Origin of the sequence: Flavobacterium olei (assembly GCF_039749035.1) — a bacterium.
In the GTDB taxonomy this organism is placed as follows: Bacteria; Bacteroidota; Bacteroidia; order Flavobacteriales; family Flavobacteriaceae; genus Flavobacterium; species Flavobacterium olei.
In genome coordinates, this window is the sequence record NZ_JBDKWC010000002.1 from 264,199 (window position 1) to 276,951 (window position 12,753).

The following is a 12,753-nucleotide window of genomic DNA, read 5'->3' on the forward strand; positions in this document are numbered from 1 at the left end:
TTTAGTTGAAAACGTTATAAGAATCTGAAATACAAAATTTTAAAGGCGATAAATTACAGATAAAGCGAAAATGGCATCCTGTTTTTTGTATTATGATAAATCGGTAAGAGTGCTAGTGAGTGTCTCACTGAATTTAATTAATTTTAGATGTATAAATCTAAAAAAGAAACAGTTATGTCTTTGAAGAAACAATTTGTAAAAACAAAACCTGTCTGTAAAGTTACGTTTTCAGTAGAAGCTAAAAATGCAACATCGGCTGCTGTTGTAGGAGATTTTAATAATTGGAATGCCGAAGAAGGAGCTTTGAGTAAATTGAAAAATGGTACTTTTAAAGCTACGTATGATTTAGTCAAAGATGCTGTTTATGAGTTTAAGTATTTAGTAGACGGTTCTTATATTAATGATCCCGAAGCAGATTCTTATAAATGGAATGATTACGCCGGAAGTGAAAATAGTGTATTAGTTGTATAAAAAAATCCGCTTAAATTTTTAAGCGGATTTTTGTTTTTTATACGGCAACACTTCCTTTTATGGCAGGATGCGGATCATAGTCTACTAATGTGAAATCTTCAAAATCAAAATCGAAAATGTTTTTGATCTCCGGATTTAATATCATTTTTGGCAATGGTTTTGGATCTCTTGACAATTGCAATTCCAATTGCTCAAAGTGATTGTTATAAATATGTGCATCTCCAAAAGTATGTATGAATTCACCTGGCTCTAAATCGCAAACCTGAGCAATCATCATAGTAAGTAATGCATAAGAAGCAATATTAAAAGGAACTCCTAAAAAGATATCTGCACTTCGTTGATACAACTGGCAGGATAATTTTCCTTTAGTTTCTCCTTTTTCGGTATCCGGACTTGCCACATAAAACTGAAAGAAGGCGTGGCATGGAGGTAAAGCGGCTTTATTATTGGCTACATTCTCCTCAAAAGATTTTTTAGTATCTGGAAGAACAGATGGATTCCAGGCAGAAACCAGCATTCTTCTGCTATTCGGGTTTGTTTTTAACTCTTTAATTAATTCAGAAATTTGGTCAATTTCTTCACTGTTCCAATTGCGCCATTGATGTCCATAAACAGGCCCCAGATTCCCATCAGAATCTGCCCATTCATCCCAAATTTTTACTCCGTTTTCCTGCAGATATTTAATATTGGTATCTCCTTTTAAAAACCAGAGCAATTCGTATATGATTGATTTTAAATGAAGTTTTTTTGTAGTTACCATTGGGAAACCTTCACTTAAATCAAAACGCATCTGATAACCGAAAACACTTTTTGTCCCGGTGCCGGTTCGGTCACCTTTCTGACAACCGTTTTCTAAAACGTGTTTTACTAAATCTAAGTATTGTTTCATCTTTTGTTTAATCGTTTAATTGTTGATCGTTTATTTGTCTAGACGTATTAACGAATAAACGGTTAAACGATTAACCATTAAAATTTATCTTTTCGAAATTTCGTCTCTGATTTTTGCCGCTTTTTCATAATCTTCCTGAGAAACCGCCTGATCTAAAAGTTCATTTAGTTCTTGCAAACTATGTTTGGCATAAACTTCTCCAGATTGATTTGTTTCTTCTTCATGTCCGAATGTTTCCGGATTTGAAAGTACATCATCAATCTCCTGCGCGCCCTGATCAGTTTCTGCGGTATTTGATTTTAAGTAGATTCCGGCTTTGTCAAGAATGTTTTTATACGTAAAAATCGGAGCATTAAAGCGCAATGCTAAAGCAATGGCATCTGACGTTCGTGCATCAATTATTTCTTCGATTTTATCTCTTTCGCAAATTAAGCTGGAATAAAAAACACCATCGACTAATTTATGTATGATTACTTGTTTTACTACGATATCAAATCTTTCAGCGAAATTTTTGAATAAATCGTGTGTTAACGGACGTGGTGGTTTTATTTCTTTTTCTAAGGCGATAGCAATTGACTGGGCTTCAAAAGCTCCTATGACAATTGGCAATTTTCTTTCGCCATCAACTTCATTCAAAATTAAGGCATAAGCGCCATTTTGAGTTTGACTGTATGAAATTCCTTTTATGGATAATTTAACTAGACTCATATATGTATGTAAAAAGGGCATTACTGCCTCATTTTATTGCTTTTTTTGATTGGAAAATAAAGGTGCAATTTTAATCAAAAAATATGGAACAAAAAAGCCGCCTTAAAACAAAGATACGATTATCTTGTTTTTAGGCAGCTATATTTTTAAAGAGAATTTTAAATTATGAATGCTGAGCTTTAAAAGCTTTTAATTTCTCTGTTAGTTCAGGTATAATTGTAAATGCATCTCCAACTATACCATAATCAGCAACTTTAAAGAAAGGGGCTTCAGGATCGCTGTTAATTACTACTTTAACTTTCGAGGAATTGATTCCGGCAATGTGTTGAATTGCCCCGGAAATTCCCACTGCAATATATAAATTCGTTGCAACCGGTTTACCGGTTTGTCCAACGTGTTCGCTGTGAGGTCTCCATCCTAAATCTGAAACAGGTTTGGAACAAGCTGTCGCAGCCCCAAGAACGGCTGCTAGATCTTCGATTAGTCCCCAGTTTTCCGGACCTTTTAATCCGCGTCCTCCGGAAACTACGATATCCGCGTCAGCGATAGAAACTTTACCGGATACTTTTTCTACAGATTCAACTTTTACACCAAAATCATTTTCGCCAATGGTTGGGTTAAAATCTTCTTCGGCTCCGGCTCCGGCACTTTCGAAAATTCCGTAAGAGTTTTTAGCCAAAGCAAGAACTTTGATGTCTGTACTGATTTCTGTAATGTTGAAAGCTTTGTTCGAAAAAGCGTTTCTTTTTACCTGAAAAGGAGAAGTGCTAACAGGTAATCCTACAACATTGGATGCAAAACCAGCTTCTAAAGAAACTGCAACCAATGATGAAAGATAAATACTGTCTGTTGTAGAAGAAAGTAAAATTACTTTTGCTCCTTCTTTTTGAGCCGCTTGTTTAATTACATCGGCATAAGCCTTAGCAGTAAAACCGGCCAGTTTATCGTTGTTTACTTTTAGGACTTTATCAACTCCGTATTTTGCCAATTCGCTAACGTCGCTAATATTTACTGTTACCGCAGTAACGGTTGTTCCTAAAGTTTCTGCTACTTTCTTAGCGTATGAAGCCAATTCAAAAGCAACTTTTTTAAATTTTCCTTCTGCAGATTCTGCATATATTAATAATGACATAATAATTTTAGATTTTAGATTTTAGATTTCAGATTTTTTGAAACTGAATTCTAAAATGTGATTCTTAGATTAACGATTTTATATTATGAGTAAATTATATTGTTTCAATTAGATTTTATCAGCTTTGATGAGCAATCTAAAATCTATCCGTCCCGAAGCATCGGGATAGGGACTACAATCTTAAATCACCTTAGCTTCGTTGTGTAATAAATTTACTAACTCATCTAAATTATCTGGAGAAATTAATTTTACTGCCGATTTAGGAGCTGGTTTTTCAAACTTCACTGCTTTTGTATTTACAGGCGCGTCAACAGGCTCAAGAATAGTAAGCGCTTTGGTTCTGGCTGTCATAATTCCTCTCATGTTCGGGATACGTAAATCTTTTTCTTCAACCAGACCTTTCTGACCTCCAATAATTAAAGGAAGAGTAGTACTTACAGTTTCTTTTCCACCGTCAATTTCACGGACTGCTTTTACATTATTTCCGTCAACAGTTAAACTTGTACAAGAGTTTAAAAAATTAGAACCTAAAATTCCGGCAATCATACCAGGAACCATTCCGCCGTTGTAATCTAAAGATTCTTTTCCTGCAATTACTAAATCATAACCGCCATTTTTAATTACTTCTGCCAATTGTTTTGCAACAAAAAAACCATCAGTTGGGTTTGCATTTACACGAATGGCCTCGTTGGCTCCAATTGCTAAAGCTTTACGTAAAGTTGGTTCTGTATCAGGACCTCCAACATTTACAACGGTTACATTTGCACCTTGTTGTTCCTGAAACCAGATTGCACGTGTAAGACCAAATTCATCATTAGGATTTATTACATATTGTACGCCGGCAGTATCAAATTCTGAATCGCCGTTAGTAAAGTTAATTTTTGAAGTAGTATCAGGCACGTGGCTGATGCAAACTAATATTTTCATAAGTATATATTTTGAATTTATAATATGCTTTTACAAATTTAGAATTTAATTTGGAATAATTATACTATGCATGCATAATATTTTTCAAAACTATTACGATTTCGCAAATTGCGCAGATTTTACTGGTTTTCATCGTCTGTAGTAATTAAAAAATCATGCTTTTTTGTTGATTATTAGTAATTTTATAATATTTGTAAAAGTAGTTGGGAATTATTTTTTGTATGAAAAATACTAAAACTTTTAATTTTTCGTTTTTATGAAGGATTTTTGGAACATCAATAATTAAACAAATAAATACAAGTTTGTCTAAAAAATGATTTTGAGAGAATAAGTGTCATTAATACGTTATTATATCGATTTCGTAAATAGTACAATAAAGTTAAAAAAGTTAAAACGGAAGAGCAGAGAGAAGTTCATGCGATTTTAAATTCGTTTTTTGCTTTTAAGTTATTTAAAATATTTATTTTTGCTCTTCAGAAAATTCAACATACAATATAAAATATGAGAACAATACAATTTAGAGAGGCCATTTGTGAAGCGATGAGCGAAGAAATGCGTCACGATGAATCCATATATTTAATGGGCGAAGAAGTTGCAGAATACAATGGAGCATACAAAGCTTCAAAAGGAATGCTTGCTGAGTTTGGAGAAAAAAGAGTTATTGATACTCCAATTGCTGAGCTTGGGTTTACAGGAATTGCAGTAGGTTCTGCAATGAACGGAAATCGACCGATTGTAGAATATATGACATTCAACTTCTGTCTGGTTGGTATTGATCAAATTATAAATAACGCTGCTAAAATGCGTCAAATGACAGGTGGACAATTTAATGTGCCTATCGTTTTCCGAGGACCAACTGCTTCTGCAGGTCAATTAGGGGCGACTCACTCTCAGGCTTTAGAAAACTGGTTTGCAAATACTCCGGGTCTTAAAGTGGTTGTGCCTTCAACTCCTTACGATGCAAAAGGACTTTTAAAATCGGCTATTCGTGATAATGATCCTGTTATTTTCATGGAATCTGAGCAAATGTACGGTGATAAAGGAGAAGTGCCAGACGGAGAATATACAATTCCATTAGGAGTTGCTGATATCAAACGTGAAGGAAAAGACGTAACAATCGTATCTTTTGGAAAAATCATTAAAGAAGCTTTTATTGCTGCAGATGAACTAGCCAAAGAAGGAATTTCATGCGAGATTATCGATTTAAGAACGGTTCGCCCTATGGATAAGGATGCTATTCTTACTTCAGTTAAAAAAACAAACCGTTTAGTAATTCTCGAAGAAGCGTGGCCATTCGCCAGTATTTCTTCTGAAATTACATATATCGTTCAGGAACAAGCTTTTGATTTCCTTGACGCTCCAATTCAACGTATCACAACTGCTGATACTCCTGCTCCTTACTCTCCGGTTTTATTAAAAGACTGGTTGCCAAATGCTGGTGATGTAGTAAAAGCAGTAAAAAAAGTAATGTACAAATAATACATATTTAAAATACTCACAAAACTTCATCATTCACAGTTAATTGATGAAGTTTTTTTTTTGCCCAGATGATGAAAAAACTAATTTTACTCAGCCTATTTTTTGTACTCGCATTTGCGACTATTGCTACTGCACAAACAAAAGTGAGTGGAATTGTTTTGGACAAAACGAATCAGCCTATTCCTTTTGCAAATGTCGTTTTTAAAGGCACAAATACCGGAATTGTTTCAAATGAAGACGGACGTTTTTATTTAGAATCGCCAAACACTTATACAGCTCTGATTGTAACTTCTGCAGGATTTTCGGATAAAGAAGTGACTTTGGAAAAAGCAGTTAACTACGATTTTAAAATTGTATTAGGCGAAGCTGAAGCTCTTAATGAAGTCGTGATTTTTGCCGGAAAAACATCTAAAAAGAACAATCCGGCGCTGGATATTTTGAGGAAAATCTGGGAAAGGAAACGAAAAAACGGACTTTATCAGTTTGATCAGTATCAAATGCAGAAATATGAAAAAGTAGAGTTTGACATGAACACAATTGATAGTGCGTTCATGAAAAATAAGCTTTTTAAAGGAATGGAGTTTGTCTTTAATCATGTAGATACTTCTGATGTTACCGGAAAAACGTATTTGCCAATTTTCATTAATGAATCGGTTTACGATGTTTACGGTGACAATAAATTAAAAAAAGTAAAAGAAAATATAAAAGGAAATAAAATGTCCGGTTTCAATGGAAATCAGCAGATTTTATCTTTTGTAAAAGATCTTTATTCCGATTATAATATTTACGACAATCACCTTAAATTTTTTGATAAAAGTTTTACAAGTCCGCTTTCAAAAACCGGAATAGATGTTTATAACTATGTTCTAAAGGACAGTGCTTATATCGATAAAAAATGGTGTTTTAATATTGTTTTTTATCCGAGACGTAAAAATGAGTTAACTTTTAAAGGAGATTTCTGGGTAAACGATACCACTTTTGCGATTAAAAAAATTAATATGGGCGTTACCAAAAGCGCCAATATCAACTGGGTAAAAGACATTTATATAGAGCAGGAATTTGAAGTAGAAAACGATTCTGTTTTTTTACTGACACGCGATTATATGATGTCTGATTTTGCTTTGAATAAAAAAGAAAAATCAAAAGGTGTTTACGGAAAACGAACGACTTTGTATCGCGGACATAAATTCAACATTCAGAAGCCGGAAAAGTTTTATAAGGAAGAAGTCAATTATATTGATAATGCAGTCTACGAACGACCCCCTGAATTTTGGGAAGAAAATCGTTTTGAAAAACTGAATAAGGACGAAGCCGGTATCTATAAAATGCTTGACACGCTGCAGACCGTCAAGCGATTTAAGCAATTGTACAGTCTCGTCTCGATTTTGGGTAGTGGTTATGTTGAATTTAAAAACTTTGATTATGGGCCGATATTTTCAACCTTTGGATATAATGAAGTCGAAGGCTTAAGATTGCGTGTAGGAGGGAGAACGTACTTCGGACCAAACGATCCATGGCGTATCCAGGCATACACAGCCTACGGATTTGACGACAACAAATTTAAATATGGAGTTTCAGGAAAATGGATGGTTGACAAGAAAAACCGTGTCATCATTTCTGGAGGAAACAGGCGGGATATCGAACAAATTGGTGCCAGCTTAACCACGACAAATGATGTTTTAGGAAGAAGTTTTGCTTCATCAGCTTTGTTTACAACGGGAAGTAACGGAAAACTAACAAACATAAATTTGAGTAATGTTTCTGTAGAAATGGAAGCAAAAAAGAACTTTATTGTTTCTGCGGGATTTTCATACCGAACCTTAGAATCTGCTTCTAAGACCTTTAGTTTAGATTACTACACGACTTTGCCTACTGCCGCAGATCCGATGGGAGTTATAAAAAGTGATGTCAAACAAACAGAGGCAAATATCCAGTTTGAATATATGCCAAATCGAAAAACTATTGGTTACGGAGTTGAAAGAGATTTAGTTGACAGTCCGTTTAGTCATTTCTTTGTAAACTTTAGTTACGGTTTAAAAGGAGTTATGGACAGTGATTTTGCTTACGAAAAAATACAAATTTTTTATAAGCAGCCAATTATAATTGGTCCATTAGGAAGATCAAATGTAATCGTGGAAACAGGAAAAACATTTGGAACAATTCCGTTAGGATTAATGAGTGTAATTCCGGGGAATCAGACTTATTTTACGATTGAGAATACATTCAGTAATTTAAATTTTTACGAATTTGTTACAGATCAATATACAACTTTGCAGTGGAACCATGATTTTGGCGGAAGATTATTTGCCAGAGTTCCATTCATGAGAAAATTAAACTGGAGAGAATTTATCGGTGTTCGAGCAGTTCACGGAACCATTTCTGATGCCAATCGTGCCATAAATGCTTCTGGATTACCATACAATGCTCCAGAAAAAGTATATTGGGAATACAACGCCGGAATTGGAAATATATTTAAAGTATTCAGACTTGATTTCTCATGGAGAGGAAATTATTTAGATATGCCTGATGCGCATAAATTTGCAATAAAAGGATCTTTCGGATTTTACTTCTAAGTTGCAAAGGAACAAAGTTGCAAAGTCGCAGAGTTTTTAATTCTGCGGCTTTTTTTATTTCAATTTTTGTCATTTCGGCGAAGGAGAAATCACACTAGTAGCTCGACAAAGATTGGCAAGCTGAGGAATCTCTAGTGTGATTTCTCCTTCGTCGAAATGACAAGATTATCTAAAATAATTTATTTGAATATTCTTTTATTTAATTTTGAAATTAGACTTAAAAATTCAAATCATGCAGGAAGCCATCGATTTTCTTTCATCCAAAAATCCAATCTTTCTGGAAATCATAGAAAAATACGGATTGCCACCAATTCCGAAACGTCCACCAGGTTTTGAAACATTGGTATTGTTGATTCTCGAACAGCAGGTTTCTATAGATTCGGCGAAAGCCACATTTTTAAAAATCAAAAATTACACGATTTGTAATCCGGAGAATATGCTGCTTTTGTCTGATGAAGAATATAGAAGTCTTGGCGTCAGTCGTCAGAAAACAAAATACATCAAGATTTTAGCGGAAGCGGTTTTAAATAAAGAATTAGATATTGAAAGTTTAGCTTCGAAATCTTCAATTCAGGTTCGGGAAGAATTAATTAAATTAAAAGGAATTGGAAACTGGACAATTGATATCTATTTAATGTTTTGTCTTCAGGAGCCTGATTTGATTCCGTTAGGCGATATTGCAATAGTAAATACGATAAAGGAGCTGTTTGATATTCATGATAAATTGGAGATGGAAAAGTTTGCTGCAGAATGGAGTCCGTACCGATCTTATGCAACTTATTTATTGTGGCACCACTATTTGACCAAGCGAAATAGAAAAATAACTTTTTAATGTCTAATTTTTAAAAACTTAATGCAGATATTACATCGTTTTTTATTGTAAAACTAGATTCTTTAGCTATTTTTGCAACCGAAATTATAGAAACAATAAAAAACGAAAATGACCGCAGACAAATTAACGACTTTCGATGTATTAATCGAAATACCAAGAGGAAGCAGAAATAAATACGAATACGATTTTGAAATTAAAAGAATGCGTTTTGACAGAATGTTATTCTCTTCAATGATGTACCCGGCAGATTACGGGTTTATTCCGGAAACTTTAGCATTAGACGGAGATCCTCTTGATGTATTGGTTTTGGTAAACGAACCAACTTTTCCAGGATGTGTTATGGAAGTTAAGCCAATCGGAGTTTTCCACATGGCAGATGATAAAGGACCAGACGAGAAAATTATCTGTGTACCGGTTTCAGATCCAATCTGGAATTCGTTAACAGATTTATCAGACATGAACCCGCACTTAGTAAAAGAAATCGAGCACTTCTTTCAGGTTTACAAAGATCTTGAAAACAAAAAAGTTGATGTTGAAGGCTGGGGAGACGTAAACGAAGCTTTTGCTATTATTGCAGAGTGTACGAAACGTTTTAACGATATTGAAAATAAACCAGAAGGATTATTTAGTATTAAATAATTTTTACCCTATTCTAATATAAAAAAAGCAATACTGCCGTCAGGAGTATTGCTTTTTTGTTTAAATTCGTTTAGTTAGATTGTTGACTATTAACCAAAACCATTAAAATATTATGAATGCATTTATGATTTATCTGCCAATTGTAATGGCAGTTTTAGGATTACTTTTCATGGGAATAAAAAGGACTTGGGTTTTAAAGCAGGATGCCGGCGATGGTAAGATGAAAGAGATTTCAGATTACATCTACGAAGGTGCACTCGCATTTCTAAAAGCAGAATATAAATTACTCACTATTTTTGTAATTATTGCCAGCCTTGCTTTGGCAGGAATTACTTTTATTCCAGGAGTTAAAACACATTTATTAATCGTAATTGCATTTATTTTTGGGGCATTGTTTTCGGCTTATGCCGGGAATATTGGAATGAAAATAGCAACTAAAACAAACGTTAGAACAACTCAGGCTGCACGTACAAGTCTTCCTCAGGCCTTAAAAGTCTCTTTTGGCGGAGGAACTGTTATGGGTTTGGGCGTAGCAGGTTTAGCAGTTTTAGGTCTTACAACGTTTTTTATAATTTTCTTTAATCTCTTTTCTGACGGAGTCTGGAAAGATACCGAAACAATGACGGTAGTTTTGGAAACTCTGGCAGGATTTTCTTTAGGAGCAGAATCAATCGCTTTGTTTGCGAGAGTTGGTGGCGGAATTTACACAAAAGCCGCAGATGTTGGTGCTGATTTAGTGGGTAAAGTTGAAGCAGGAATCCCGGAAGATGATCCTCGTAATCCTGCAACAATTGCAGATAACGTTGGAGATAATGTGGGTGACGTTGCTGGTATGGGAGCCGATTTATTCGGATCTTATGTGGCCACTGTTCTGGCTGCAATGGTTTTAGGAAATTATGTGATTAAAGATATGGGTGGAAGCATAAACGATGCTTTCGGCGGAATTGGCCCAATTTTACTCCCAATGGCAATCGCTGGTTTCGGAATTTTATTTTCTATTATAGGAACCTTACTTGTAAAAATTACAGATGATAATGCCAGAGAAGCGCAGGTTCAAAAAGCATTAAATATAGGAAACTGGGTTTCGATTGTTTTAACAGCTGTGGCTTGTTTTTTCTTAGTGCAATACATGTTGTCGGAAACCATGCAAATGAGCTTTTTTGGAGAAGGTTCTAAAGCTATTTCGTCAATGCGTGTTTTCTACGCCACTTTAGTGGGATTAATTGTTGGAGGAGCTATTTCTTCTGTAACAGAATATTATACCGGATTAGGAACAAAACCGGTTTTAGCAATAGTTCAAAAATCATCAACCGGAGCAGGAACAAATGTAATTGCAGGTTTGGCAACCGGAATGATTTCTACTTTTCCAACTGTACTTTTATTTGCCGGGGCGATCTGGATTTCTTACGCTTTAGCGGGATTTTATGGGGTTGCGCTGGCAGCTTCAGCTATGATGGCTACAACAGCCATGCAATTGGCAATTGATGCTTTCGGACCAATATCTGATAATGCGGGAGGAATTGCAGAAATGAGCGAATTACCAAAAGAAGTGCGTACCAGAACAGATATTTTAGACTCAGTAGGAAATACAACAGCAGCTACAGGAAAAGGGTTTGCAATTGCCTCTGCAGCTTTAACTTCATTAGCTTTGTTTGCTGCCTATGTAACTTTTACAGGAATTGACGGAATTAATATTTTTAAAGCACCAGTTTTAGCGATGTTATTTGTGGGAGGCATGATTCCGGTAGTTTTCTCTGCTTTAGCAATGAATTCTGTTGGAAAAGCAGCAATGGATATGGTATATGAAGTACGCCGACAGTTTAAGGAAATTCCCGGAATTATGGAAGGAACCGGAAAACCGGAATATGGAAAATGCGTAGAAATTTCTACAAAAGCCGCTTTGCGCGAAATGATGCTTCCGGGTATTTTGACGATTGGTTTTCCAATTGCAATTGTACTTTTAGGAAAATTAGTTTATTCTGATAATAATCAGCTGATAGCAGAAATGCTTGGAGGATATATGGCAGGCGTTACAGTTTCTGGTGTACTTTGGGCGGTTTTTCAAAACAATGCCGGAGGTGCCTGGGACAATGCTAAAAAATCTTTTGAGGCTGGAGTTATGATTAACGGAGAAATGACCTACAAAGGTTCAGATGCCCATAAAGCAGCGGTAACCGGTGATACAGTTGGGGATCCTTTTAAAGATACGTCAGGTCCGTCAATGAATATTTTAATTAAATTAACCTGTTTGATAGGATTAGTAATTGCTCCAATTTTAGGTGATGGACATGCGCCGTCGGATATTGCAGCAGCAGCTTCTTGTTGCAATAAAACAGAAATGCACTCAGGGCTTTCTAAATGTGGCGATATATCTGGAATGACAAAAGAAGAATGCATAGCGATGTGCAAAGAAAAAGGTTGTTCTCCGGAAGAAACTGCTCAATGTCTAGCACATTTTGACAATACTGGAAAATATCAAAAAACAGATTGTTTCGATACTTCTAAATATGATAGAAAATCAGTAAAGGTTGAAGTTAAAAATATAAACGGAAAAACTACCGGCACAGTTACAAAAACTGAAAATGGCAAAACAACAACCGAAGTTTACGAAGGATCAGAAGAAGAAGTTTTGGCAAAAGTAGAAATGGCGAAGTAACAGCGTTGTCAAAGTTTTAAACTTTCACAAAGCTTATAGAATCATAAAAAAAGCCTCTAAGATTTTAGAGGCATTTTTTATGGTAGCAAAGCATACTCTTTAATTAAAATTGATGCAGGAATTTGCAGCTCTTTTGTCAGAACTCTAATCTGTTTTATTGTCAAAGCTCTTTTTCTCTTAAAAATTTCTGATACTCTGGAACGACTGTTTAATAAAATTCCTAAATCAGCATCGGTGAGACCTTTTTGTTCCATAACAAATTTAATTGCTTCTATGGGATCGGGCTCCGGTATTGGATAGTGAATTTTTTCGTACTTTTCTATTAAAGTAACAAGAATGTCTAATTCATCTGCTTCATCTGTATTTTGCTTAGCATTGAATAAAGTATTTACTCTTTCTAGTGCTAAATCATAATCATTTTCTGTTCTTATAGGTTTTATTTCCATA

Annotated in this window: 11 protein-coding genes; 6 read left to right on the top strand and 5 right to left on the bottom strand. The window is 35.0% G+C overall.

Annotated features, from left to right (window positions below):
* Positions 1-174: 174 nt before the first annotated feature.
* Positions 175-471, top strand: coding sequence for an isoamylase early set domain-containing protein (locus tag ABEB31_RS05130; RefSeq protein WP_347050764.1), 297 nt, complete (start codon positions 175-177; stop codon positions 469-471).
* A 37-nt stretch (positions 472-508) separates the two neighbouring features.
* On the opposite strand, the gene ABEB31_RS05135 is transcribed toward ABEB31_RS05130, so the two are convergent.
* The 4 genes from ABEB31_RS05135 to ABEB31_RS05150 form a co-directional block, all read right to left on the bottom strand.
* Complete coding sequence (locus tag ABEB31_RS05135; RefSeq protein WP_347050284.1) at positions 509-1,360, bottom strand: thymidylate synthase; 852 nt, start codon at positions 1,358-1,360, stop codon at positions 509-511.
* 84 nt (positions 1,361-1,444) lie between these two features.
* Positions 1,445-2,068: a bifunctional nuclease domain-containing protein gene (locus tag ABEB31_RS05140; RefSeq protein WP_347050285.1), complete on the bottom strand. Its 624-nt coding sequence runs from the start codon at positions 2,066-2,068 to the stop codon at positions 1,445-1,447.
* Positions 2,069-2,231: 163 nt separating this feature from the next.
* On the bottom strand, positions 2,232-3,200 hold the full coding sequence (locus ABEB31_RS05145) for an electron transfer flavoprotein subunit alpha/FixB family protein (RefSeq protein WP_347050286.1): 969 nt from the start codon (positions 3,198-3,200) through the stop codon (positions 2,232-2,234).
* A 180-nt stretch (positions 3,201-3,380) separates the two neighbouring features.
* Complete coding sequence (locus tag ABEB31_RS05150; protein WP_347050287.1) at positions 3,381-4,127, bottom strand: electron transfer flavoprotein subunit beta/FixA family protein; 747 nt, start codon at positions 4,125-4,127, stop codon at positions 3,381-3,383.
* Between the two features lie 501 nt (positions 4,128-4,628).
* Between ABEB31_RS05150 and ABEB31_RS05155 the strand changes: the two genes are divergently transcribed.
* From ABEB31_RS05155 to ABEB31_RS05175, 5 genes are all read left to right on the top strand, one after another.
* Positions 4,629-5,606, top strand: a complete 978-nt coding sequence (locus ABEB31_RS05155; protein ID WP_035645643.1) for a pyruvate dehydrogenase complex E1 component subunit beta — start codon at positions 4,629-4,631, stop codon at positions 5,604-5,606.
* Between the two features lie 71 nt (positions 5,607-5,677).
* Complete coding sequence (locus ABEB31_RS05160) at positions 5,678-8,179, top strand: DUF5686 and carboxypeptidase-like regulatory domain-containing protein (protein WP_347050288.1); 2,502 nt, start codon at positions 5,678-5,680, stop codon at positions 8,177-8,179.
* A gap of 232 nt (positions 8,180-8,411) precedes the next feature.
* A complete protein-coding gene (locus ABEB31_RS05165) occupies positions 8,412-9,011 on the top strand; it encodes a DNA-3-methyladenine glycosylase family protein (protein ID WP_347050289.1) in 600 nt (199 codons plus the stop codon).
* Between the two features lie 108 nt (positions 9,012-9,119).
* Complete coding sequence (locus ABEB31_RS05170) at positions 9,120-9,650, top strand: inorganic diphosphatase (protein WP_055097158.1); 531 nt, start codon at positions 9,120-9,122, stop codon at positions 9,648-9,650.
* A gap of 112 nt (positions 9,651-9,762) precedes the next feature.
* Positions 9,763-12,306: a sodium-translocating pyrophosphatase gene (locus ABEB31_RS05175; protein ID WP_347050290.1), complete on the top strand. Its 2,544-nt coding sequence runs from the start codon at positions 9,763-9,765 to the stop codon at positions 12,304-12,306.
* A 77-nt stretch (positions 12,307-12,383) separates the two neighbouring features.
* On the opposite strand, the gene ABEB31_RS05180 is transcribed toward ABEB31_RS05175, so the two are convergent.
* Positions 12,384-12,752 carry a helix-turn-helix domain-containing protein gene (locus ABEB31_RS05180; RefSeq protein ID WP_347050291.1) on the bottom strand — a complete coding sequence of 123 codons (369 nt, stop codon included), beginning with the start codon at positions 12,750-12,752 and terminating at the stop codon, positions 12,384-12,386.
* Position 12,753: the final 1 nt, after the last annotated feature.